Origin of the sequence: Herbiconiux sp. VKM Ac-1786 (assembly GCF_015350805.1) — a bacterium.
GTDB lineage: Bacteria > Actinomycetota > Actinomycetes > Actinomycetales > Microbacteriaceae > Herbiconiux.
In genome coordinates, this window is record NZ_JADKSG010000001.1 from 2,140,516 (window position 1) to 2,165,126 (window position 24,611).

18 protein-coding genes and 1 pseudogene are annotated in these 24,611 nt (G+C 65.7%); 7 read left to right on the forward strand and 12 right to left on the reverse strand.

Going from position 1 to position 24,611, the window contains the following annotated elements; all coding sequences use genetic code 11:
- Positions 1 to 4 precede the first annotated feature (4 nt).
- From ITJ64_RS10440 to ITJ64_RS10450, 3 genes are all read right to left on the reverse strand, one after another.
- Complete coding sequence (locus tag ITJ64_RS10440; protein WP_194680545.1) at positions 5 to 880, reverse strand: glycosyltransferase family A protein; 876 nt, start codon at positions 878 to 880, stop codon at positions 5 to 7.
- Positions 880 to 1,932, reverse strand: coding sequence for a polysaccharide pyruvyl transferase family protein (locus ITJ64_RS10445; RefSeq protein ID WP_194680546.1), 1,053 nt, complete (start codon positions 1,930 to 1,932; stop codon positions 880 to 882). Before ITJ64_RS10445 ends, ITJ64_RS10440 begins: the two co-directional genes overlap by 1 nt.
- 147 nt (positions 1,933 to 2,079) lie before the next feature.
- Positions 2,080 to 2,889, reverse strand: a complete 810-nt coding sequence (locus tag ITJ64_RS10450; protein WP_194680547.1) for a polysaccharide pyruvyl transferase family protein — start codon at positions 2,887 to 2,889, stop codon at positions 2,080 to 2,082.
- 151 nt (positions 2,890 to 3,040) lie between these two features.
- Between ITJ64_RS10450 and ITJ64_RS10455 the strand changes: the two genes are divergently transcribed.
- Positions 3,041 to 4,069, forward strand: coding sequence for a GDP-mannose--glycolipid 4-beta-D-mannosyltransferase (locus tag ITJ64_RS10455; RefSeq protein ID WP_194680548.1), 1,029 nt, complete (start codon positions 3,041 to 3,043; stop codon positions 4,067 to 4,069).
- A 1-nt stretch (position 4,070) separates the two neighbouring features.
- On the opposite strand, the gene ITJ64_RS10460 is transcribed toward ITJ64_RS10455, so the two are convergent.
- The 3 genes from ITJ64_RS10460 to ITJ64_RS10470 are packed head-to-tail and all read right to left on the reverse strand — an operon-like array spanning position 4,071 to position 6,713.
- On the reverse strand, positions 4,071 to 4,709 hold the full coding sequence (locus ITJ64_RS10460; protein WP_194680549.1) for an ElyC/SanA/YdcF family protein: 639 nt from the start codon (positions 4,707 to 4,709) through the stop codon (positions 4,071 to 4,073).
- Positions 4,676 to 5,584 carry a glycosyltransferase family A protein gene (locus ITJ64_RS10465; RefSeq protein WP_194680550.1) on the reverse strand — a complete coding sequence of 303 codons (909 nt, stop codon included), beginning with the start codon at positions 5,582 to 5,584 and terminating at the stop codon, positions 4,676 to 4,678. Before ITJ64_RS10465 ends, ITJ64_RS10460 begins: the two co-directional genes overlap by 34 nt.
- A 10-nt stretch (positions 5,585 to 5,594) precedes the next feature.
- Positions 5,595 to 6,713 carry a hypothetical protein gene (locus ITJ64_RS10470; protein ID WP_370545131.1) on the reverse strand — a complete coding sequence of 373 codons (1,119 nt, stop codon included), beginning with the start codon at positions 6,711 to 6,713 and terminating at the stop codon, positions 5,595 to 5,597.
- 1 nt (position 6,714) lies between these two features.
- On the opposite strand from ITJ64_RS10470, the gene ITJ64_RS19350 reads away from it, so the two are divergent.
- On the forward strand, positions 6,715 to 7,020 hold the full coding sequence (locus ITJ64_RS19350; protein WP_370545154.1) for a hypothetical protein: 306 nt from the start codon (positions 6,715 to 6,717) through the stop codon (positions 7,018 to 7,020).
- A 112-nt stretch (positions 7,021 to 7,132) separates the two neighbouring features.
- On the opposite strand, the gene ITJ64_RS10475 is transcribed toward ITJ64_RS19350, so the two are convergent.
- The 3 genes from ITJ64_RS10475 to ITJ64_RS10485 are packed head-to-tail and all read right to left on the reverse strand — an operon-like array spanning position 7,133 to position 10,596.
- The gene (locus ITJ64_RS10475; protein ID WP_194680552.1) at positions 7,133 to 8,641 is read right to left on the reverse strand and encodes a hypothetical protein; all 1,509 of its coding nucleotides are present in this window, start codon (positions 8,639 to 8,641) and stop codon (positions 7,133 to 7,135) included.
- Complete coding sequence (locus ITJ64_RS10480) at positions 8,638 to 9,636, reverse strand: glycosyltransferase (RefSeq protein WP_194680553.1); 999 nt, start codon at positions 9,634 to 9,636, stop codon at positions 8,638 to 8,640. The genes ITJ64_RS10475 and ITJ64_RS10480 overlap by 4 nt, the downstream gene beginning before the upstream one ends.
- Positions 9,637 to 9,657: 21 nt before the next feature.
- A complete protein-coding gene (locus tag ITJ64_RS10485) occupies positions 9,658 to 10,596 on the reverse strand; it encodes a glycosyltransferase (protein ID WP_194680554.1) in 939 nt (312 codons plus the stop codon).
- A 158-nt stretch (positions 10,597 to 10,754) separates the two neighbouring features.
- Here ITJ64_RS10485 and ITJ64_RS10490 point away from each other — a divergent pair, with 158 nt between their 5' ends.
- From ITJ64_RS10490 to ITJ64_RS10505, 4 genes and pseudogenes are all read left to right on the forward strand, one after another.
- Positions 10,755 to 12,071: a UDP-glucose/GDP-mannose dehydrogenase family protein gene (locus ITJ64_RS10490; RefSeq protein ID WP_194680555.1), complete on the forward strand. Its 1,317-nt coding sequence runs from the start codon at positions 10,755 to 10,757 to the stop codon at positions 12,069 to 12,071.
- 45 nt (positions 12,072 to 12,116) lie between these two features.
- Positions 12,117 to 13,613, forward strand: a pseudogene (locus ITJ64_RS10495) (malate:quinone oxidoreductase); the annotation flags it as partial.
- A 201-nt stretch (positions 13,614 to 13,814) separates the two neighbouring features.
- Positions 13,815 to 15,503, forward strand: coding sequence for a DUF4012 domain-containing protein (locus tag ITJ64_RS10500; RefSeq protein ID WP_194680557.1), 1,689 nt, complete (start codon positions 13,815 to 13,817; stop codon positions 15,501 to 15,503).
- A gap of 298 nt (positions 15,504 to 15,801) precedes the next feature.
- Positions 15,802 to 17,619 (forward strand): cell wall-binding repeat-containing protein, encoded by a 1,818-nt coding sequence (locus tag ITJ64_RS10505; RefSeq protein ID WP_194680558.1) that lies wholly within the window; start codon positions 15,802 to 15,804, stop codon positions 17,617 to 17,619.
- 15 nt (positions 17,620 to 17,634) lie between these two features.
- Here the strand turns inward: ITJ64_RS10505 and ITJ64_RS10510 are convergent, their stop codons facing one another.
- Positions 17,635 to 19,644, reverse strand: coding sequence for an acyltransferase family protein (locus tag ITJ64_RS10510; RefSeq protein ID WP_194680559.1), 2,010 nt, complete (start codon positions 19,642 to 19,644; stop codon positions 17,635 to 17,637).
- A gap of 128 nt (positions 19,645 to 19,772) precedes the next feature.
- Here ITJ64_RS10510 and ITJ64_RS10515 point away from each other — a divergent pair, with 128 nt between their 5' ends.
- On the forward strand, positions 19,773 to 22,769 hold the full coding sequence (locus tag ITJ64_RS10515; RefSeq protein ID WP_194680560.1) for a cell wall-binding repeat-containing protein: 2,997 nt from the start codon (positions 19,773 to 19,775) through the stop codon (positions 22,767 to 22,769).
- Between the two features lie 108 nt (positions 22,770 to 22,877).
- Here ITJ64_RS10515 and ITJ64_RS10520 read toward each other — a convergent pair whose 3' ends face one another.
- Together ITJ64_RS10520 and ITJ64_RS10525 are read right to left on the reverse strand one after the other, a co-directional pair.
- Positions 22,878 to 23,078 carry a hypothetical protein gene (locus tag ITJ64_RS10520; RefSeq protein WP_194680561.1) on the reverse strand — a complete coding sequence of 67 codons (201 nt, stop codon included), beginning with the start codon at positions 23,076 to 23,078 and terminating at the stop codon, positions 22,878 to 22,880.
- A gap of 447 nt (positions 23,079 to 23,525) precedes the next feature.
- Positions 23,526 to 24,140, reverse strand: coding sequence for a hypothetical protein (locus ITJ64_RS10525; RefSeq protein WP_194680562.1), 615 nt, complete (start codon positions 24,138 to 24,140; stop codon positions 23,526 to 23,528).
- Positions 24,141 to 24,611 lie beyond the last annotated feature (471 nt).

Genomic DNA, 24,611 nt, shown 5'->3' on the forward strand with positions numbered 1-24,611 from the left:
CGGGTCACCGAGCGGTCCCCCGCAGGCGCGCCAGTCGTGTGATCACCCGGCGCGCAAGGCGCTTCACTTCCTCGCCGATCGCGAGCGGCCCGACGGCGGCCCACAGCGTGGACGCAATCCCCCGCGACGGCTCGATCCCGAAATCCCGACGCAGCCGCTCATCGTAAGGACGTGCTAGTCCGGAGAGCGACTTGGCGGAGTGATTCTCGCCGGTGTCGACGTGGTAAACGGCCGCCCGGAAGGGGAACTCGGCGAGGACACGGCCATGATCGCGATGCCACGCCTCGGCGTCGCGGTGAGCGCCCATGATGGCCGAGAGGCGGTCGGCGTAGCCTGCGGCAATCTCCTGCTGCGAGGCTGTCACGGACAGATCGCCCGGAACCCCGTAGGCCTCGAATGGCACGACGAACGACGTGCCGCAGGTGCGGTTGAAGTTCGACTGGGCGACGTACGCGTTGCGGGCGCGGGAGTACATCCAGCCCTCCCGCACCACCCAGCCTGGATGCGCTGGGTTGTCTTGCACGAATTTCGCGAGGTCACGGTGCACGAAGTCGTCGGCGTCGAAGATCATCACGTGCGTCGGGTCGTACTCGGCCGCCGCGATGAGACCGATGCCAAGTTTGGTGCCCTTGTCCCAGACGAACGGCTCGCGTGCGGTCTGAGCACCGGTGGGGGGTGCCGGCGGAGGAAACTCCACCTGCACGAAGTGCGTGCGCGCGGGCAGCGAAAAGTCGGGCCTCTTGTTGCCGACGATGATGATCACGAACTCTTCCGACGTCTGCTGGGCGACCGAGCGCAGCGTTTCGTCGAGGAGCTTCTCGACCCGGTCGTAGCTGACCGAGTTCTGGGGGTGGCGGAGCGTCGTGATGAAGGCGAGCATCAGCGCACCGAGAGTTCTTCGACGAAGCCCCTGGCCATCTCGGTGTCGGTCGCGTAGCGCGCCGTCGTGAACTTGCCCGTATAGCCGTCGAACACGGCGCCGATCTTGCGATAGTTGTTGTCGAGTGCCACGTGATCGATGCCGAGAAGCAGGGCGAGCACATGGGCGTGCAGCCGGTCGACCACGATCACTCCCGCGGTGGAGTAGAGCTTCAGCGCCCCGGTGATGTTGATTTCGTTCAGCGCCCGGATGAGCCGCTGAACCGCCCACTGCGGAAGCGCCGGGATGAACCGCAGCCGGCGGTGGTAGCGCACCAGGCGCTGGTGCAGACGCATCAGGGCGCGCGCGGCTCGGTACTTCACGGCGAGCCAGCCCTCGCTGTGCCAGTCGGTGCTCGAGACCGAGACACCGGGGATCCAGCCGGGTCCGATGGAGTGGAGGCCGGACATCGCTTCCTTGTCCTGACGGGCGATGATGAGCACCGAGGTGGCCGGAGCCGTGCTCTGCGTCCTCGGGGGCTCGTACCCTAGCGCCATGTCATAGCAGAACGTCGGGGTCAGATTCGGCAGCATCGCGGCCGCCCGTTCGATCGAGAGCTCGTCCCGGAGGAGCAGGTGGAAGTCGGGGTGGGCGCCGATGATGCGGTTCGCCTCGGCTGCGCGGTCGGCGGAGGCGAAGAAGATGGACTGGGACAGCTGCACGATACGGAAGTCGGGCAGGTCTGTCACGATCTTCTCGCGGTGCGACTGATGCCCTATCCAGAGGTCACCGAAGTTGCCGCCTCCGTGCAGGAGCACGACGCCCGAGGGCATCTTGCGGCGAAGTTCTTCGGGATCGAAGGTGCGGATGTCGGAGACGTAGCGGAGGTTCAGGCCCATGCGGCTCAGGTATGCCATCTCGCCCGCCCAGATGAGGGAGTCCCCCACGTTCGTCTGGTTCGGGGCATCGAGTAGAGCGACGTCGGTGGCGTCGCCGATCGCAGCTCGCAGCCTCGCCACCGTGGCGTCCCTGATCTCTGCGAGGTACTCGGAGTCGGTGTTGCTGAGCGGCACGCTTCCCTCTTTCTCGACGGCGCACGGGTGTTCGAGGCACCACAGCCGGCGTCCGCCCGTTGATGTGATGCAGATCAGAGCCCGTGCACCCTCGAGCCCTGGTGAGCATCCGACCGCACCGCGGCGCGGCGGACGCGCAGGCCCATCTTACTGATACAGCCGCCCGGAGGAGGTCCAGAGATCGGCCGGGAAGCTCTCCAGCAGCGGATCGGGGGACCAGTCGGGCGCCTGCTGCCCGCCCATCCGGAGAGCCTCGGCCACGGTCTCCGCGGGCTCGGCACCCGGCCGGCCCGTGCCGCGGTAGTAGTCGTCGAACTTGAAGATGGGTTCCGTGCCCGAGACTACGAGACGGGCGGGGATGCCGAGGCTCTCGGCGATGATCATCGCGTGCAGTGACGAGCCGACGACGAAGCTGCTGGCCGCGATGCGGCCGATGACGTCCCAGAGCGGCGCCTTCGGGTTAACCAGGTGCGAGCTGTGCTTGGCCGAACGGTAGTCGTGGAAGTTGGGCAGCACGATGTAGTCGGATGCCTTGCGCCCCTTGGCCAGTTCGGCGCGGTCCCACAGGTGCCCGACCAGCAGCCCCGGATCTCCGTACACCTCGGGGGCGGCGATACCGAGACGCGACAGGTAGTCGCGGGTGAGTGGTCCGCGTACGGCCCGGACGTCGAGCGTAGTGAACGGCATCTCATCGTCGAGGCGCTTTCCGTTCGCCCCGATGCCCCACACCGTGTCGCCTTCTTCGGCAAAGTGGAGGATGGAGCCGATCGCGAGCAGCCGTCGGTCGGCGGGGGCCGATTGCGGGTCGATCCCGCGCTTCTGCAGGATGCGCTCCACGATGACCGGTCCGAGCAGGTCACCGAAGTTGTTGACCGGGCGCTTCGGCAGGTAGCGGCCGAGCCGTCCGGACACGACCTGCCGCGTCGGATTCCAGTGCACCAGTTCTACTTCGGCCATCTACCGTCTCCCCCTGTCCTGGTCGTGCAGCCACGACAGACCCAGACTAAAGGACGGGCGTGCCCGCCCGAGTTCCAGCCGTCGCCGGGCATCCATCTGATCTTCTAAGCTGGAGCGGCACGCCGCGTGACGGAGTAAGGGAGACCACGACTTGGCACGTGACACGAACCGCACCGGCAATGATCGACGCATCCTCGTGATGTTCTCCGTGCCGCCGCCGACCGAGTCGACGAACCCGTACATTCCGCTCTTGGCCCACGCCGTGCGGGGTGAGCTCGTGGAAGTGAGCTACTTCTCCTGGAGGAGCGCTTTCCTCCGCAGAGTGGACGTCCTGCACGTGCATTGGCCCGAGCTGCTCGTGCGGCGGCCAAGCGCGCTGAAATCCGCCCTACGCTCGTTGGCCGGACTGGCGCTGCTGCTCAAGCTGCGCCTGACTAGCGCGAAGATTGTCTGGACGGTGCATAACCTGCGACCGCACGAGTCGGGGCCCGTGCTCGAGCGCCTCTTCCTGCGATGGTTCTACCGGAGCGTCGACCATCGCATCTACATCAACGACTCGGCTGAGAACGTCGGCGGTCCGTCAACCACGATCCTGCACGGCAACTACAGCGGCTGGTACCGGCCGGCGCCCGACGGTGGGACATCGGCGCGCTCTGGACTGCTGTTCTTCGGCCTGGTGCGGCCATATAAGGGGATCGAGTCACTGCTGGCAGCGTATGGCGGCCTCACCGGAAATACGCCTGCTCTCACGATCGCCGGCAAGCCCAACTCCGGCGAGTATCGTTCGCTGATCACGGCTCGGGCGTCGGAATTGCCGGGCCTGACGCTGCGTCTCGGGCACCAGAGCGACGACGAGCTATCCGGACTCGTGCATGCTGCCGAGGTCGTGGTCCTGCCGTACACGCAGATGTACAACTCCGGTGCGCTCATCCTGGCGCTCAGTCTCGGTGCCCACGTGCTCGCTCCCCGAACCCCCGCGAACCAGGCGATGCTGGAGGAATTCGGGGACGAGTGGATCACGCTCTTCGACGGGCCGCTCGAGTCACGGCATCTGCTCGACGCGCTCGGCCACGCCGCAGGGGCGGCGCGCGGCGCCCTGCCCGACATGTCCCGGCGCGACTGGGGCGACGCGGGCGATCGGCACGTGCAGCTCTACCGCCGCCTCCTCGGCGGCGCATGATTCAGCACGGCTGTGAGGTTAGCACCTTGACGAAGGCGCCGGTCTGGTAAAGGAACTCATTCACCCAGCGGGCCAGGTCGTAGTCGCGATCGTCCGAGACGAAGAGGGCGCGATGCCCGGGCGCCGTTAGGCACCGGTCGAAGAGCACGCGGGCACGGGCGATGTGGGTTACCGAGGTGACGACCACGATCGAGTCCAGGCCCTCGTCGGTGAGGATGGACTCCGCGGCTCGTGCCTCGCCCTGGGTCGTGAAGGGCCCGGGCGTGAAGCAGGTGACCGGGTAGTCGGTAAGTCCCGCGCAGAGGTTACGCACCCGCGGATGGGCGTAGTCCTCCTCGACGTCGGGCGGGACGGAGACGTACATGCGGTCCACCACGCCGTCGTCGACCAGGCGCTGCGCGGTTAAGAGGCGCTGGACGGTGGGCGGGCCGAGCACGAGCACGGCGTCGGCGTGATCGGGGTGGTCGAGCGGTGGTAAGGCGTAGACCTCCACTGCAACCCCGGTCATCAGCGCCAGCAACGCGAGAAGGGTCGCGCCCACGACGACGATCCGGAGCCGGAAGCGTTCCCAGCGATTCCGGCCTGGTCTCGCCACGAGCTCCCTCGTCAGTTGGATCGCCAGACTGGTCGCTGTTTCCACCCTCTGATGCTGATCGCGACCGACTTCGGAGACGAGTTAAGGGCGCCGGCGACCAGGTAACCGAGTTTGCGAGGCCACGACGAGGCAGCGTGATACCGGATGCGGTTGATCGCCAGGCGCATATACCGGCGGTCAGCGAGACTGAGCGTCTGCCGGTGCTTCTCTACGTAGGCCTCCAGCCCTGCCGCCCGCATCTCGGTCGCAGCCGTGAGCTGACCCGACGAGTGTTTGCGCTGCAGTACGGCGTAGGTGGCGTTCACCCGGTAGGTGCCACCGGCTTGCAGATAGCGGTAAATAAAGTCACCGTCGTTAATTACGCGGAGCTCGTCGTCGAAGCCGCCGATCTTCCAGAACGCCTCCGCCTTGATGACGAAGTTGCTCCCGATGAAGCCGGGATTGATCGCGGCGACCTCTTTGGCCTGGAGGCCCTCGTTCATCGTGAGACCGGGCACGCGGAGCTCACCGCGGAACATCATCAGCCAGGACACGACACAGTCGACGCCCGCGGAGCAGAGCAGGGCGACTGACTGCTCGAGGTAGGCAGTCTCCCACAGGTCGTCGTCGTCGAGGAAAGCCAGCAACGAGCCCGACGCGACGCGAGCGCCGGCATTCCGGGAGGATGACGCACCGCCCGGTCCGCCAGAGTTGTCGACGTAGCGGATGGGCACATCGGATTCTGCCGCGAGGCTGTCGACGATCTCCCTCGTGCGGACCTCAGCGTCGTCGCTGACCACGATCACCTCGATCGGAGGACGCGACTGGCTCAGCACCGATTCGACCGATTCCTTGAGGAAGTCGGGCCGCCCGTGGGTCGGGATGATGCAGGAGACGGTGTCGGGGGAGTGGGGCTCGGTCGGCTGCGGTACAGCGGTCAAGTCGGACTGCCTATCCTGTTCGGGGGACGGTTGACGAGGAAGCGGAGAGGGGGAGCGCGGTATCGCTCGCCGGAATCGCGAGATCGTCGGGATCGTCGCGGGAGAGCGGGGAGAGGGCGAAGCCGGCGAGGATCCAGAGCGGGCCGGTCGCGTCGAGGCCACCGGCGGTCTCCGACACGAGGCTCACGATGATCACTCCGGTGAGCGCCGCACCCGGCATCGAGCGCCCGGCCATCACGCCTCGTACAAGCAGGTAGGCGATGATGGCGATGCCCACCCATCCGATCGACGCCAGGAAGATCGCCGCGAGGCTCTCATTGGCACCGCTCTCGTTTTCGAGGCCGATCCGGCTGAGACTGTTTCCAGCGGTGCCGAAACCGCCTCCAAGAGGGTGGGTGATGGCATAGGTGATGCCGCCGAAGAATCCATCGACGTGCTTTGCGGATTGTCCGTCACCGATAAATTCGGAGAAGCCCACGTAACCGAGCGCGACACCCACGATGAGGAAGGAGAGCTTGCCCGACTTGCGAGTGAGCAGGGGCTGAAAAGCCGCAAGGGCGAGCAATACGAATCCACCCCGGCTGAAGGCGAACAGCGCGGCGAGCAAAAACACAACCGTAGCTACGAGCCGGAGTGCTTGATGGCTCTTCAACGTGTACCAGGCCCACATGACCCCAGACGCGACGAGCATGCCGAACGACGGCGGGTTGAGGATCAGTCCACCCGAGCGCTCCAGGCGCACTCCGTCCGACGGGTAGTAGTAGTAGGCGTTCGGCAGGCCTTCAAATGACTTACCGTGAGCGTACTGGTTCAAGCCTAGGATGCCCAACGGATCGATCGGCCGCCAGCCCAATTGCTCGAACAGGCCATAGATGGCACCGACGAGAATGACGCCGACAACAACGGGGCCGGCCTTCATGATCTGCTCGCGAGTCAGCACCATACCGAAGAGCAGCAGGACCATCGGCACCGCCATCTGGCGGAACTGGGTGATGCCGAGGCCGAGTTCGGGAGCACGCACAACGGCGAAGCCCAGGACGAGTACCAGACCGATCACGAAGAGCCGCACCTTGGGCGTCGAGTCCTTTAGGAGCCGACCCGCCACATAGATGATCATGCCGACAAGCACGATGTCGTCCAGCCACAGGGCGGTGGCGTTCAGCGTCGAGGCCGCGACCGCGCGCTGCACGGCGGATGCCACGACGAGCAGCGCAATGATGACGACCGGCTTCCCCATAGCAGCCGCGATCACCGACGCCGCGCCGAAACATGCGATCAAGAGCAGCACAGCAACCCCGGGACCACCGGTCAGTACCGCCACGGTGACGACGACGACCGCCACTGCGGTTCCGGCGACGAGTCCCAATGACCTCACACTGTCGCTGTCGATCCATCGTCCACGTTTCATCGCGGCGCGTGTCGTACTACTCAACTGAGGCCCCCGTCTCTGGCGTCGTGACACCCGGCAGTGGGCCCGAACCGTCCTGTCTGCGTCCGTTGCGGTAGTGCCAGGCTAGCGCATTCGAGGTTCCTGCGGAGAGGCACTCATCAGTCCGACCCAAGCGAGAGGCGGTTATCCTCGCTCGGCTTCGACTCGACGACGTGCGTCCGCACGTTTTTCCCCATGACGAGACCAGCCACGGTGTTGCGCGATCCGAGTATCTTCAGGCCCAGATCTGCAGATCCGTCTATTGTTCCACCGTCCACCGAGCTGTCATCGTTCAGCTCGATTCCGGTGCCGCTGGCGAGGGTGACCGTCGGCTCGACGATGGCCGCAGGCCCCTTGCAAAGGATTCCGACTTGCCCCTTGTGCAGTCCTTTAACCTTCACCTGGTCGATCGAGGTCGCGACTCGAACCACTGAGCTGACGAACACGCCGGGTCCGTCGCAGCCCTGGATCGACCCGCCGACCACTCTCGCGTTGTCGGAGCGGACCTGCACACCGCCTCCGCCTCCCGTGACCCGAGGGACGATTGTGATGCCCCAACCCAGACGATGCGTGTCGACCGACTTGTTGCTGCAGTCATGAGCGTCCGGGGAGAAATAGCAGTTCTCCGGCTCGCCGGCATAGCCGACACCGACGATCAGCCCTCCGGCGTTGGTCGTGACCGCATGCCTGACGCGCGAGATCGTGCCCTGCACTCGTGCGTCACGGGTCGACCCGGTCACGTTGACCCCGTAGCCGAAGTGGCTGGTGCCGTCGTCGAGCAGATCGGACACAGTGCAGTCCACGACTCCGCCGAGACAGTGGCTGAGAGTGATGCCGGCAGCTCCGCTGTCGCTGACCGTGATGCCCGTGATGCTCGGATGCTCGGCCGCGAAGTAGTGAATCAGTGGCGAGAACATTCCGCTCGGGTCCTCGCTCAGTATCTGGCCGGTGCCGGAAATCTCCAGAACTGGGGCAAGCTCGATAAGCGAAGTGCGCGGCGAACGGGTGATGGATCGCGGGAGGGGCGAGTCCACCTCGATCTCCGATTCGCCGAGATCCACCGCCATCACCTGGCGGAGGTACCCGTAGCGGTCTGGCGAACCGGCGACCACGTCGGCGCCGGAGACCAGGAGATACTCGCCCACGGTGTAGGCGCTGGCCGCGCGCACCGGCAGGCGTGTCGTTCCGCTGGGCATCGTCTTGCCGGTCATCTCGCGAAACGTGATGGTACCGGCTCGGGTCAATGCCGGATGGTTTCCCCGGACGCGCAGGACGCTGCCGGGCGCGAGGATCAGTTGCCCCACGTTAGGCGGGACGATGATCTCGCTACCCAGCACGTAGGTACCGCGGAGGACGACCTGGGCGCCGGCGGACGCGAGCAGAGCCTGAATCGCGGAGGACGCATCCGTGTCGGTGCCGTCAAGGTCGGAAAAGGAGAGCGCCTTGCCGAGCGGACGGGTGTGCTCCCGAAAATCACGGTGCAGGCCGAGTGCCAGACCGACAGCCGCCGAGGCTACGCCCGCGACGCCCACTGCGGTGGCAGCGAGGAACGACCTCCGGGTGGTCGGGCGTTCTTCGTGCGGTGCGCCGCCAGGCGAGGCCGGCTCCGACGTCGGACCGGAAGTCAAGTCGTTGAGGCCGCCTCTGCCCGCCGAGGGCCCGTCCCCGTGGTCAGCAGCCCCCGTAAGGTCTCGAGGGCGGCGCGCTCCTCGCCCGCCTTCTCGGCCTTGAGGGCAACCGTCCTATCAGCAAGACCGCTGCTGTCGTCGATCGCGCATCGTGCAGCTGAGCGGATGCTATCCACAGTGCCGTCCATGTACACCACCGCGTCGCCGAAGTAACCGCTGAGGGTGCGGGTGGAGGCGGTGATTAGCGGCCGCCCGGCACCGAGCGCCTCGTAACCCGCCCGCTGCATCGTGTATTCGCGGTCAGTGAGCGCGGCCACGGCTGTGCTGTAGCGGAGGAGCCGCTGGAAGTCGTCGTTCGTCACGTAGCCCGTGAATCGGATATTCGGCGAGGCCCCCTGACGCACTGCTTCCGGCGCTTTCCCGGTGAGCACCCAGGTGATGCCGGGTTCGGCCGCGGCTGCTTCGAGCAGGGCTTCAACCGGCTCGTCGTTGGCGTACGCGAGGGGCACCAGGATGTAACCCTGCCCGAGCACGGGTGCCAGCGTCGGATCATCGGGAGCGTCCCCTAGTCCTTCGGGCAGGCTCGGTAGGAGGTCGTGCATGACTACGACACGCGTGCCGCGCGCCTCGACCTGCTCGGCCAGAGCCTCGTTCGTGACAATTGCGAATCCCCGTTTCCGCAGCATCCGGAGCATCGGGCCGCTCGCCCAGCGCCATTTCGGGTTCTCCAGCGCGCCCGTGTGTAGATCGCCGACGAGCTGGGCCCGCCGCCCCTGGCGCACCGAGAGCACGGCGAGGAGCGCGACGATCGGTGGCTGCATGACGATGATGCTGGACGGTGCGCGGGTGCGCACCAGGGACCGGGTCTCGTTCCACTGCCGCAGGTAGCGCCGGAGTACGTTGCCGCTGCCGCCATCGAGGAACACTGCTTCGATGCCGAGCGCCTCGGCGAGATCGGCGCTGCGGCCGTGGTGGCGGATCCAGCTGATGAACATCGTTGCCTTCCGGATAAAAGGTCAAAGAACTCTGATCGCGGCGGCGCGCGTCAGCGTATCGGAGTCAATCTCGTCGACCTCGGCAGACACCGCCAGCCCTCGGCTCGCCACCTCTCGGGTGATCTGCAGCTGGTGGTCGTCGACGTGCTCTTTATGGCTCTTACGACGAGGCACCACGAGGGTCGGCCGCCGCAGGTCGAGGAGTCCCATGATCGTGCCCACCCCCGCATGGGTGACCACCAGATCGCTCTCGTTCGCCTCGCGCACGAACTCAGCCGAGGACATCTCGGTGTGCACCTCGCCCGGCAGATCGTCGCGCGGGGTCGAGCCGAGCTGCCAGACGAACTCCGTGCTGGCCGGCGCGACGGCGACCAATCGGTCCACCAGCCGGTCGAAACGGTAGGGATGGATCGTGCCGAGGGTCACGAACACCTTCCTCGGAAAGTTCGACGGGGCCCAGGAATCGTCGCGTGCGTAGGTGTCGAGCACCGAGAACTCCTGCTTCCAGCGCCTGGAATCGTACCCCGGATGTTGGGCGTAGCGCTCGATCCGAGGGAAGCGCTGAAGGATGCGACCGGTGAGCGACGGGCCGTCGAAGCGGGACACGCTTTCGATGTACACCGTACGAAGACCCCGTCGCTGCGCCGGAAGGTGCGACGCCAGTGCGATGGCCGCGCCCGTGCTCACGACAGCGTCGAACCGCTCCTCCGCCATGATCGACCGGAAGGTGCGCATCCCCTTCGCAACGCCGGCGTAGTCACGCGGGGAGATATAGGGGATGAAGCGGTGGCGCTCGTCGCTCAGGAGCGACGTGCTCTGTGGCTTTTCAAAAGTCACCCAGAGCGAGTCCGAGGCCGGTTCGATCCGCTGAGACAGTCGATGCAGCTGCGACAGATGGCCGCCCGTGGACGCCACGAGGAGGAGTTTCTGCCCCTTCAGGCTCTCCAGAATCAAAGACAAGCGTTCTCCTCGACTGCATGCACCACGTGCACGGGGGCGGAAATCGGGTCGGGTCCCATTGTGGCGCAGAATCGCCAGGCTGCTCGACAACTGCTAGAAATGGTTCTGGCAGCACAGCGCGGTGGTCAGACGACATCCCATCAGTAGGAGTAACACTCATGAAGATCTCTGTTGTCGGCTGCGGCTACCTGGGCGCGGTCCACGCGGCTGCCATGGCCGAGCTCGGTCACGACGTCATCGGCATCGATGTGGACCAGGCCAAGATCGATGCGCTCGCCGCGGGCAAGGCGCCGTTCTTCGAGCCGGGGCTGCCCGAAATCCTGACGTCGGCCAGCGCGTCTGGACGCCTCGCATTCTCGATCGACACGTCGGCGGCGAAAGACGCGACAGTGCACTTCATCGCGGTGGGAACCCCGCAGAAGCCGGGCTCGCACAGCGCTGACATGACGTACGTCGATGCCGCTGTCGATGCCCTGTTGCCGTTCCTCAAGCCTGGCGACCTCGTCGTGGGCAAGTCGACCGTGCCTGTGGGCACGGCCGCTCGTCTGGCCGAGAAGGTGCGCACCGCCGAGCCCAAGGCCGACCTCGCGTGGAATCCCGAGTTCCTGCGCGAGGGCTTCGCCGTGAAGGACACGATCTCCCCCGACCGACTGGTCTACGGGGTGTCGCCCGATCCGGAAGCGGGTGCTGCCGCCAAGGCTGTGCTCGACGAGGTCTACGCCAAGGCCCTCAGCGAGGACACCCCTCTCGTCGTCACCGATTACGCGACCGCCGAACTGGTCAAGATCTCGGCCAACGCGTTTCTCGCGACCAAGATCTCTTTCATCAACGCAATCGCCGAGATCGCTGATGTCACCGGCGCAAACGTCACCGAGCTGGCGGATGCGATCGGCTACGACGCCCGCATCGGCCGGCGCTTCCTGAACGCCGGCATCGGCTTCGGCGGCGGATGCCTCCCGAAGGACATCCGTGCGTTCGGTGCTCGGGCTGAGGAGCTCGGCCGCGGTGAGTCGCTGGCTTTCCTGAAGGAGGTCGACGCCATCAACCTGCGCCGCCGCCAGTACGTCGTCGATCTCGTGGTCGACATGCTCGGAGGACAGGCCTTCGAGAAGAAGGTCGCCGTGCTGGGACTGGCGTTCAAGCCCGACTCGGACGACATCCGCGACTCGCCCGCGCTCGACATCGCCGTGCAGCTGAATGGGCTCGGTGCCGTCGTGTCGGCCACGGATCCGCATGCAATCTCCAATGCGAGGGCTAAGCATCCGCAGCTTCACTACGTCGAGGACGCGCGCGAGGCGGTCAAGGACGCCGAGATCGTGCTGCTCCTGACGGAGTGGAACGAGTACCGCGAGCTGGTTCCTGCGGACCTCGAGGGCCTCGTCGCGGGCAAGAAGATCGTCGACGGACGCAACGTGCTGACCTCGGCCACCTGGGCCGACGCCGGCTGGGAGTACCGCGCGATGGGCCGCCCGTAAAGTTCACCCGTTCTTGATTCGCCCGAGTGTGCTCGGGTTGTATACAAGGAGCGTAAACTCGATCAGGTGAGCACAAAGAACGTGGATGTCGTCCTGATCGGTGGTGGCATCATGAGTGCCACCCTCGGAGTCATGCTGAAGCGCCTTCAGCCCGATTGGTCGATCCTCGTGTTCGAACGGCTCAGCGATGTCGCGCTCGAGAGCTCGAACCCATGGAACAATGCGGGAACCGGTCACGCGGCCTTGGCAGAGTTGAACTACATGCCCGAGGGGCCTGACGGGTCGCTCGAGACCTCGCGCGCCGTGAACATCAATGAGCAGTTCCAGGTGAGTCGGCAGTTCTGGTCCTCCCTCGTGGCGGACGGTGTGCTCGACGAGCCGAACAGCTTCATCAACCCGACTCCGCACATGACCTTCGTGCGCGGCGCCGACAACGTCGACTACCTCCGCCGACGGTGGGAGCTGCTGAAGGACGAGCCGCTGTTCGCCGGCATCGAGTTCAGCGACGACCCTGCGGTCATCTACGGCTGGGCGCCCTTGCTCCTTCGCGACCGCGAGAAGGGCGAGAAGATCGCCGCTACCCGCGTCGTCGGCGGAACGGATGTCGATTTCGGTTCGCTCACCCACCAGCTCTTCGACTACCTGCAGCGCAACGGCGCTGAGCTCCGGCTCGAGACCGAGGTCAAAAAGCTCAAGAAGCAGAAGAACGGCTCCTGGGACATCTCGGTGCGCGAACTCGTCGGGACGACTCCGTACACCGTGAACGCGAAGTTCGTCTTCGTGGGGGCGGGCGGGCACGCGCTTCCATTGCTGCAGAAGTCGGGCATACCGGAGATCAAGGGCTTCGGTGGGTTCCCGATCAGCGGGATGTTCTTCCGCACCGACAACCAGGCCATCGTCTCCCAGCACGACGCCAAGGTCTACGGAAAGGCTGCGGTGGGCGCCCCGCCGATGTCGGTGCCCCACCTCGACACCAGAGTGGTCGACGGCCAGTCGTCGCTCCTGTTCGGCCCTTACGCCGGCTTCAGCCCGAAGTTCCTCAAGACCGGTTCGTGGCTCGACCTTCCGGCCTCGATCCGGCTGCACAACCTGGGCCCGATGCTCGCCGTCGCTCGTGACAACTTCGACCTCATGAAGTACTTGATCGGCGAGCTGCTTGCCAGCAAGAAGAAGCGCCTTGCCGCGCTGCGCGAGTTCATGCCAACCGCCGCCGAGAAGGACTGGTATCTCATCACGGCCGGCCAGCGAGTGCAGGTGATGAAGAAGGACGCAAAGCGCGGGGGAGTATTGCAGTTCGGCACCGAAGTGATCACCGCCGCCGACGGTTCCATCTCCGGTCTCCTCGGCGCCTCGCCCGGAGCTTCGACCGCCGTGCCGATCATGATCGATCTCGTCAAGAAGTGCTTCCCCGAGCAGTACCCGACCTGGGAGAAGAGCTTGGCGAAGATGATCCCGTCCTTCGGCACGAAGCTCAACGCGAACCGCAAGGCGACCGAGAAGGAACTCGCGGCGACGGGCGAGGCGCTCGAGCTCTCCCGCTGACATTCGTCGTTCACTCAGGTCTACAGACGTGGTCGCCGGTATCCTGTCTCAGTGACCGACGAGACCCCTGCACGCCGATCCTCCCGAACTGTCGCTGAGCGACCCCGTCGGCGACGCCGCCGTCACCGCCGCTGGCCTTGGGTCGTCGGCGGGATCTTCCTCCTCCTCGTAATTGTCGCCGGTGGCGCGGTCTGGGTCGGCATGAGCGCGTTCACCGTGAAGAACGAGCTCGAGGCCGCTCGGCCGCTGCTGTCATCGGTCAAGGACAAGGTGCTTGACGGGAAGGCCTCCACCGCCCAGGCAGACGTCGACGAGTTGGCTGAGCACGCCACCAAGGCGCGCGAAGCGTCCTCCGGTCCCGCTTGGTGGATCGCCGAGCAGCTGCCGACCGTCGGAGCGAACCTCGTCGCCGTGCGCACCATCGCCGACAGTGTCTCCGACGTCGTCGACAACGCCGTAGTACCCGCGGTCGCCCTCGGAGACACCCTCTCCCCCGCAGTGTTCAAGCCGGTCGATGGAGCGGTCAACCTCGCCGCGATCAACTCCGTCGCACCCGTGCTGGACTCGGCCGGCACGGCGTTGACCGGCGCCAGCCAGAAGATCTCCGCACTCGACACCTCCTCTCTCATCGGTCCCGTGAAGAACGCAGTGACGGAAATCGACGAGCTGGTAGGCGAGGTGGAGCCGGCAATCGCCACGGCCAAGTCGCTCGCTCCTGTACTGCCCGATTTGCTCGGCGCGAACGGCCCCCGCAACTACCTGCTGGTCTTCGAGAACTCCGCCGAGGTGCGACCGCTGGGCGGCATTGCCGGAGCGCAGATCCTCGTGACAGCCGACCAGGGCAAAGTCGGCATCACACGCCAGACCACCGGGCGCGACTTCAAGTTCGAGTCGGAGCAGTTCGCCAACAGCCACGTCTCCGCCGAGGCGCGAGAACTCTATCTGCCACCGTTTGGTGTGCAGAGCCAGAACAACACTCTGACTCCGCGCGTGGAGGTCGCGGCCGATCTGACCCGCTCGATGTGGGCGAGCCAACTCGGAGTGACGCCCGATACCGTGATCTTCGTCGACCCGATCGCTCTGAGCTACGTCCTCGGGGCCACAGGCCCGATCGACCTGCCCGACGGCACGCAGCTGACCGCGGAGAACTCCAACGACGTGCTACTGAATCAGGTGTATCAGACCTACTCCGAGGACGCGGATGCCCAAGACGCTTACTTCGCGGCAGCCGCCTCAATGACGTTCGGCTCGATCATGAATGGGAACGTCGACATCGCGAAGTTCGTGGACGCGGTGCAGAAGTCGGGCGCCGAGCAGCGGATGCTCGCATCGAGTATCGATGAGACGGTGCAGAAGCTCGTGACCGACGCGGGGCTTCAGGGCCGCATGCCCGAGCAGAGCGACGACGCACACGAGCTCGGTGTCTACTACAGCGATTACCTCGGCTCGAAGATGGACTACTACCTCCGCTCGACGATCCAGGTCGGGCAGCAGACGTGCGCCGCCGGCAACAGGGTAGTGCGCGTGCAGATCGCGGCCACGAACATCCTCGACCCAGCGTCAGTACCCGGCTTGTCGACATTTATCACCGGCGCAGGCGGCAACGGCTTCCGCATCCCGCTCGGCGACCTGCGCGTCTTCACCTACGTCTACGCCCCGCCCGGGTCGACGATCGCGTCGATCACCGGCAGCACCGACCAGACGCCGGCCCTCACCGGGGCCGACGAAGACTACCCGGTCGCGCGCGGCGTGATCCAGGCTGCCCCGGGGGAGACCCAGACCGCGACGATCGACATCGACGTGACCGACCTGCCGGAGAAGCGAATCGACACCCTGGTAGGCCCGATGCTCGCCCAGCCTGAGGTCTCGGAGCTTGCCTTCACTTGCTGAGACCGGGCTCCGAGCCCAGATAAATCCGTCCCCGCCCGCGGCATTACGTCGCCTATCGACGGTCGTCAGCATGCCATGATCAACATGCCGATGTGTATCGTGCCGCGGCAGGGGTAAGACGGTGGGGGCCACGATGCATGATCAACGGATGGTATCTGGGCGGGGCAAGGGTGCTATCGGTCGTCTCGTGATGGCCTTGGTTGTAGCCCTGGCACTAGTTTGTGTGATTCCCGGCGCGTCCGCGTCGGCGTCACCGGCAGGGGTCTCGGAGACCGAGGCCGCCGGCGCTGCGACTCCGGTGAGCGGCACGATCACCAGAGCCCTCCCGCTGGAGGGAGATCTCGCGCAATTCCAAGTAGGTTTCATCGCCCTCGATGAGCGGAACCCAGAGACGAATACGGTACTAGCCCGCGTCACGAACCCCGACGACAACGGCCGCTACTCGTTGCAGCTGCCGCCTGGGCGCTACCAGGTCTACGTCAGCCCGCCCTCTGAGAACAACCTCACCACCTATGACACACAGGTGTGGCAGGGGCTGCGCGACCGGTTCTTCGACCCCGAGTACCCGCTCGACGCCGTTCTGTCCGGCGCGCGCATCCTGATCGTGCAGCCGGACGCCCCGGTGTCGCTCGATTTGAGTATTGACCACGCGTCGGCCTTCACCTTCACCCCGAGTCCGACGGTGAGCGGGTCGCCCGCCGTCGGCGCGACCTTGACGGCGACGGTTCCAACCTGGACACCAGCCGCGACCGGCCGCGCTCTGGAGTGGCGCCGGGAAGGGGTGCCGATCACCGGCGCGACGGCGAGCACCTACACGCTCACGGCCGAGGACGAGGGCCAGCGCGTCACCGCCGTCGCACTGGGCGTAGACCCCGCCGGGCAGGTGACCGCAGCGACGTCGCCGCCCGTGACGGTCGAGAAGACGCTGTTCGGGCCTGTCCCTGAGATCCAGGGCACCCCAGCTGTTGGCGGTGTGCTGACGTCGGTGGTCGGGTCGTGGTCCCCCGAACCAGTTGAGCTGACGTATCGGTGGACACGCAGCGGTGCCCCGATCCAGGGCGCAACGGGTTCGTCGTACACAGTGGCGGCGGCCGACGCTTCGACGAGCGTGACCGTGGTGGTCACAGGGCGTAAGTCGGGTTATCCCGACAAGGTGTTGGAAGCGGCGGCTGTGGAGATCGCTCCGCTCGGCCCTGATGTGCAGCGGGTTGCGGGGCCGGATCGGTTTGCGGGTTCGGCTTTGGTGTCTCAGAAGGTTGCGCCGATGACGGCGCCGCTTGTGTATTTGGCGAGTGGTGAGGGTTTCGCGGATGCGTTGAGTGGGTCGGCGATCGCGGCTCAGCGGTCGGCGCCCTTGCTGTTGTCGACGGCGGCGTCGATTCCGCAAGTGGTGGCGGATGAGATCGTGCGTTTGAGGCCGTCGAACATTGTGGTGCTTGGTGGTGAGGCGGCGTTGCGACCGTCGGTGGTGGCGCAGCTGAAGGCACTCCGGCCGGGTGCGACGATCACGCGGATCGGGGGAGCGGATCGGTATGAGATGTCGCGGAACCTGATCGCGCATCCGCAGTTCGGCGCGAAGACGTCGACGGCGGTGTATGTGGCGACGGGCCGGAACTTCGCCGACGCGTTGAGCGCGAGCCCGGCGGCTGCGGCGCGGAACGTGCCGTTGCTGCTTGTGGACGGGTCGAAGCAGAAGCTCACGGTGGCGGAGACGCAGTTGCTGACGTCGCGGGGTGTGAAGTCGGTGACGATCTTCGGCGGCTATGCGGCCGTAACGAGGGAGCTTGGGCTGGAACTGCGCGCGCGCGCCGACGGCTACACCCGGGTGACGGGTGCTGACCGGTTCGAGGTCTCGCTTGCGATCGCGCAGGAATTCTTCACCAAGCACGGAGACACTGTCTATGTCGCGACGGGTGCGAACTATCCGGACGCGCTCTCGGGTGGTGTGCTGGCGGGGATCACGAATGGTCCGGTGTTCCTGGCGCAGCAGAACTGCATCGACGCGGGGTTCCTGACCGCGGTGCGGGACTTGAAGCCTAAGCACATCGTGATCCTCGGCGGCCCCGCGGTCATCGGCTTCGACGAGTACCCCTTCCCCACCTGCCCTGAGGGCTGACCAGGCCGCTGACGGCTATTGCGGGTCATCGCCCATCGCGACTGCCAGGCGCTGGGCAATGATCGGAGCCGCCGTGGTGACGTAAGTGTTGGTGAGATGGTGCCGATCGCGGTAGACGGTGACGTTCCCGATCACCATGGGACACATCTGATCGCGGCAGTAGAGGTCGCCGACGTCGATAAGCCCCGCTCGTGGCTCCATCTCCGCGGCAGCTGTGGTGGTGTCGAACTGCCTCATCGCCTGATCGAAGCCGACGAGGCAGTCGGTCCCCTCGACGGCCTCACGAGGATGCTCGATCACGCAATCCGTCATGTTCTCGGGAAGGAGGGGATTGTCGATGATACCGATTACGCGGGTGCCCTGGTCCACGGCGCGAGTCCAGGCTGCGGCGCGGGCTGAGGAGAGGGCCAAGTTCTCGGCCTCGGTGAACTCATCGGGCCGGCTTCTCCCGGTCGTGATGATGGTGTCGTATCCACCGGCTTCGAGAGCATCCTGAAGTGCCGTTCGACAGGCGACGTACTCTGGCTCGAACTCGGGAGTTGCCCAGATGCAGTTGCGGCCCACGTAGGTGTCGATCGTCCAGTTGTGTTGATCGGCGACCGAGGCGAGGCCGGCGACCAGCATGGCGGCGTGGGAGTCACCCGTGATGGCCACACGGGTCGCATCCGGGCGGGTCGAGCCATACGTGCAAGTCTCGACGATCTCGCTGCCTGGCACGTCGTTGTAGCAGTCGTAGGCGATGCCGTTGTCGGTCTTCAACGCGGCGATGCTCGGGTAGAGATTCTCCCCGAGAGCCTGGCGCCCGCAAGTCGGGTCGACCATCGCGGCAGCGCCCAGACACGGGGGAACGTCGTGCAGCACCTGCTCGACCGCCTGCTTTCCGTCGGCCGTCTGCGCGCGTGCCGAGAGGAACCCGCCAGCGGGGACCACCAACGCTATCGCCATGGCGCCCACAGTGATCAGTGCGGTGAATCGAGGGCGTCTCGAGGTCAGCATCGGCAGCGAGCGTCCCGGCTCCTCGACATAGCGCTTCGTCACCGCTGCGAGCACGATCGAGATGACGAGGAGCAGCCACAGGCCCGGCTGGGAGACCTGTTCTCGGAGCACGTACGGTGCTAAAACGATCAAAGGCCAGTGCCACAGATAGAGGGAGTAGGAGATGTCGCCGGTGTATTGGATGGGCCGGAACCGGGCTATCTGGGCGAGAGACCACCTCTCGGGCGTGACGCCGGCCCAGATCACCGCCGCGGTCGAGAGCACGGGGAGTAGAGCCGTGTAGCCCGGGAAGGGAGTCGACGCCGTGTAGGTCAGCGACGTGGCGACGATTCCGGCCATCCCCGCCCAGCCGAGCACCGCTCGGAGGCGGACCGGTGGCGCCACGGCGATTAGGGCCAGGAGCCCGCCGAGTCCGAACTCCCACGCGCGAGTGGGCGTAACGAAGTAGGCCTGTGCGGGATCGGAGATTGTCAGGACGATGGAGTAGCCGAGGGAGGCCAGGGTGATCCCACCGAGCAGCACCGCGATCACGGATTTCCGGTCAAGCCGCTTCCTTGCGATCCAGATCCCGAGGAGGATCACGAGCGGCCAGAGAACGTAGAACTGCTCCTCGACCGACAGCGACCAGTAGTGCTGAACCGGCGAGGCGTTGTTCTCTGCCGCGAGGTAGTCGATCGAGTCGCCGGCGAGCTGCCAGTTCAGAACGTAGAGCACGGCCCCGGCCATCTGACTGAACCAGTCCCGCCAGAAGGTCACGGGCACGACCGCCCACGTCGCGACGGCCGATACGAGTACAACGAGCAGCGAGGCCGGTAGCAGACGCCGCGCCCGGCGTGCCCAAAACCGTCCCAGGTCCACCCGGCCGGTCCGAATCGCGTCCTTCAGGAGATGTGAAGTGATCAAGAAGCCGGAGATTACGAAGAAGACGTCGACGCCCGCATATCCGCCGGGCAGTGCCTCGGGCCACAGGTGGTACACGACGACCATCGACACAGCGGCAGCCCGGAGCGCCTGGATCTCCGGGCGCACACCGATCCTCTGTTCTGCGAGTACTCGCATCCGACCCCCTTCGGTAGGCGGAGTCTATAGGGCGAGGCTTTCGGCGACGGTCGTTGACGTGTGATGATCGACCTGCCTGGTGTGCACCAGCCGCGGGCGTGAGCACGACGGCGGGGGCCACGATGCGCGAACGACGGACGGTCTTCGGTCGGGTGACGACGGCATTGGTGGGCATACTGGCCCTAGCGTTGTTGACGCCGGCTGCACCTGTATCCGCGGCCGCGGCGGCCGAGACGGTGACCATCACCGGCACGGTGACCGGGGAAACTCCCGACGGCCCCGGCCTTGCCGGGATCGAGGTGCGCTTCTACCTTCCGAGCGGCCCCGAGACCACGGTCACCGATGCGGAGGGCGATTACACCTTCACCGATGTGCCGCTCGATGACGCCGGTTACGTGATCGGCTTCGAACCTCCCTCCGACAGCGAGTACCTTCGAGACGCGCTGAGTCCCGTCGTACCGGTTGCCGGAGGCCCGAACGTTTTCGACATCGCGCTGGCCAGGGGAGGAACCGTCTCGGGCACGATCTCGTTGTCCAACGGCCAGCCGATCACGGGAGGTAAGGCCGTCATCACCGGGGACGGTAGTTTCAGGAAGGACGTCACGCTCGATGCGTCGGGTGAGTATCGATTCGTGGGGCTCCGCGCTGGCACCTATTGGATCAACGGATACAAGGAGGGCGCGGAGAGCGCCTCTAACAGCGTCCGGGTCGAGCTCGGCCAGGACTACACACTGGACCTGACGCTCTCCGCGCCCCGCTTGCCGGGATCCGTGAGTGGGCGCGTGACATCGGAATCGGGGACGCCCCTCAAGGGGATCGAGGCCTCCCGGAACGGCAGAACCGTCGTCACCGACGCCGATGGGCGTTACACAATTTCTCCGGCCTCTGCTGACACACAGCTGGTCTCGTTCCGGGACCCCGGCGACATCTATCTCGATGCGTCGACCCCGCAAGGAGTCTCCGTCGGCCAGGGCGAAGCGGTGACTGGCGTCGACGTCGTGCTCCAGGAAGGCGCCACGATCTCCGGCACCGTGCTCGGCTCCGATGGAGTCGGCTTGCCGTTCTGCACGGTCGGAGACGGGCAGGTGCCCTGGGCCGGCACGGACAGCCGAGGCGACTACAGGCTGACGGGGTTGGCCAGTGGAACCTACTACCTGTGGGCCGGACCGTACCAGGACGACGTCGAGTACAGCGGCGCCGAGGGGCCCACGATCACCGTCCAGGCCGGTCAGCACCTCACCGGTGTGAATTTCGTGCTCGAGCGCTGGCCACTGGTGACCGGAACCATCACCCGAGCTCCTCCCGTCGAGGGCGACATCACGACGTTCACGGTGGCTTTCGCCTCGTTCGACCCCTCACCCGAAGAGCCGCCACTGGTAAGGATCACGCATCCTGACGCGGAAGGCCGGTACTCTCTTCGGATGCCGCCGGAGGACTTCCAGGCGCTGGTCATGGCACCGAGCGGCCCTGGTACCATCGCCACCTCGTACGTCCCCGTGCAGGTCTGGGACGGCTTCCGTCCCGCCTACTTCGACTTCGATTCGCCCAAGGACCCGGTGCTTTCGGGCGCGCGAGTCATCCGGGTCGATCAGGATTCGCCGCCGACCGTCGACATGACAATCGACCGAGGGGTGACCTTCGCCTCGGCTCCCCGTCCGACCGTCAGCGGGACGCCCACAGTGGGCTCGACGCTCACTGCAACGGTCGCGAAGTGGACGCCGGCGACGACGGACGTCAGGCTCGAATGGCGGCGTGAGGGCGTTCCGATCCCCGGCGCGACATCGTCCACCTACACGCTCACTGAGCAGGATCTGTTCAACCGGGTAACTCTGGTCGTGCTGGGGAACGACCCGAAGGGGTTCGTGAAAGCGGCGTCGTCGGCTCCTGTGCCGGTGACGCAAGGAATCGCCGGCCCCACCCCCACGATCCAGGGCACCGCGGCCGTGGGCAGCACCCTGACGGCGGTGGCGGGCTCATGGAGCCCGTCATCGGTCGAGCTGTCGTACCAGTGGAAGCGCGACGGAGCGCCGATCGACGGCGCGACCGCCTCGACCTACCTGGTTCAGACTCCGGATGCCGGTCACAGCCTCTCGGTGGCCGTGACCGGGCGTAAGTCGGGTTATCCCGACAAGGTGTTGGAAGCGGCGGCTGTGGAGATCGCTCCGCTCGGCCCTGATGTGCAGCGGGTTGCGGGGCCGGATCGGTTTGCGGGTTCGGCTTTGGTGTCTCAGAAGGTTGCGCCGATGACGGCGCCGCTTGTGTATTTGGCGAGTGGTGAGGGTTTCGCGGATGCGTTGAGTGGGTCGGCGATCGCGGCTCAGCGGTCGGCGCCCTTGCTGTTGTCGACGGCGGCGTCGATTCCGCAAGTGGTGGCGGATGAGATCGTGCGTTTGAGGCCGTCGAACATTGTGGTGCTTGGTGGTGAGGCGGCGTTGCGACCGTCGGTGGTGGCGCAGCTGAAGGCACTCCGGCCGGGTGCGACGATCACGCGGATCGGGGGAGCGGATCGGTATGAGATGTCGCGGAACCTGATCGCGCATCCGCAGTTCGGCGCGAAGACGTCGACGGCGGTGTATGTGGCGACGGGCCGGAACTTCGCCGACGCGTTGAGCGCGAGCCCGGCGGCTGCGGCGCGGAACGTGCCGTTGCTGCTTGTGGACGGGTCGAAGCAGAAGCTCACGGTGGCGGAGACGCAGTTGCTGACGTCGCGGGGTGTGAAGTCGGTGACGATCTTCGGCGGCTATGCGGCCGTAACGAGGGAGCTTGGGCTGGAACTGCGCGCGCGCGCCGACGGCTACACCCGGGTGACGGGTGCTGACCGGTTCGAGGTCTCGCTTGCGATCGCGCAGGAATTCTTCACCAAGCACGGAGACACTGTCTATGTCGCGACGGGTGCGAACTATCCGGACGCGCTCTCGGGTGGTGTGCTGGCGGGGATCACGAATGGTCCGGTGTTCCTGGCGCAGCAGAACTGCATCGACGCGGGGTTCCTGACCGCGGTGCGGGACTTGAAGCCTAAGCACATCGTGATCCTCGGCGGCCCCGCGGTCATCGGCTTCGACGAGTACCCCTTCCCCACCTGCCCGCGGCGTTGACGGTGGAGACGGGGTCCATGGCGGCAGGACAATCAGCCGACCTCGCTGATCTTTGGACCCCTGGTCGAAGGATCAGAAATCCGGACGGACTGGCCAGAACGTCCGCGTTCAGAGTCTGTCTAGTTGATCGTGATCGGTGGTGAGACGTACGTCTAGAGGTTCTCTTTCCTCGTTGTCGCCGGCCACGGCGTAGTACGTGGCGGCGCCAGTATCGCGTGCGTCGAACTGGATCGGGAAGACACTGACCTCGTTTTGCAGGCCATCTACAGTGCGCCAGTAAAGACGTTCTCCGGTGATCGCAAGCTCCATCTCCCACCCTCGCGCGTAATTGGACGAGGTCAGGGTGCGAGCGGGGCTCCCGCTCACCAGGCGCAGGACGCTCAGCGTGTGGGTCTACCGAGGTGCTCGTAGTCGCTTGGCACGCTGAACGTGAGCAGCGCTTGTCCACCGGTCGCAATCGACGTCGATGACCAGAACAGTGACAAGACCGTACTTGCCGCAGCTGCTGGAGCGGTCGCCGCAGCGGCGATGACCGGCGCTGTCCACGCCGCCCCAAGCACAGTGCGTCGTTCGACGTCCACCATGAGTCCCCACTCAGCCGTGATCGCTGCACCGAGGCTACCCGGGAAGCCCTCACCACGCGAAAGTGCCCCCGGCCGACCCGCGGGCCGAGCCGGGGGCTCAGTGATCTGTGCAGATCGGTTCGATGCTAGCTCAGGCGATGACGGAAGCGAATCCGACCCTGCCTCAGTATCCCTACAGGGTGAAATTGAGCACTTGATCAGTCGCCGCGATGGTCACCACGAACCTGCCCGCCAAGTCATCATCCGCGGGAACGACGATCGCTACGCTCCCCGTCGCGACACCGTTCGGAAACAGACGGGGAAAGTCGAAGAGGGAGTCGGAACGAGCCGGATCGGCCGTCGCGGAGTGATTGACACCTGCAGAGTCAACGTACGAAAACTGCAGGTCGTCGGAAATCACCGACGTCTCCGTTCCGACATAGCGAGCTTCGACCGGCAGGACCATGTAGCTCCGGTCGGCATCGGACGAGTCGTCGGTCAGGGCGCCGATCTCGGGCTGACCGAGCGCGATAGTCCACGCGACGCCGCCCTCGGTGCACACGACCGTGGAGCCGAGAGGGTAGGGATGCGCCGCTGACCCGTCGGCGTCGCCTCTGTTTGGATATGGGTCTCCCGTCCCTGGGTCCCCCATCGTGAATCCGAGAGCGCACCCGCCCGGGTTGTCGGTGCCGTGTGCGCGTGCTGCTTCGGATGTGACGAACACGATCCCTCCCGTTATCAGGCAGATAGCAAGGATTCCGGCTGTCACGAAAAGCGCGGTCGTGGACTGATTTTTGAATTTGGGCATACTCGGGTCATCTCGTATCTGGTCCGCACATCGGTTGGGTGACCGACGGATGCCTGGGTGGGGCGCGGAATGAACGGAGTCAATGCTAGGACGCTAGAAGCAGCATGGAGCATGTTCCCAGACGCCGCGGAGGTCGACGAGCAGGCAGCAGAGAATCGGAGACCCGTCGGTTGTTCATGTGACCGTAACTCGACGCGGGTACGATCAGCCGAAATCAGGGAGGTGGCCGATGATCGCAATAGCGCGCGGATGCGAAGAGCATGGAATTGTCATGGTCAATCGCTACGAGGGTGTTCAGCGTCAATGGTGTCCCCTGTGCGAGCGAGATTCACCGTCGGGGTGTCGGAACGGGATCTGAGCGGTCGGAGCGTCGGCGAGGGTTTCTGGCAGCTCGACGCACCGCGAACCCGGTGGTCGTTCGGTGAGCGGGAGTACTTACCGACCACAGGCAGTGACTCCCGCTCATCAGGA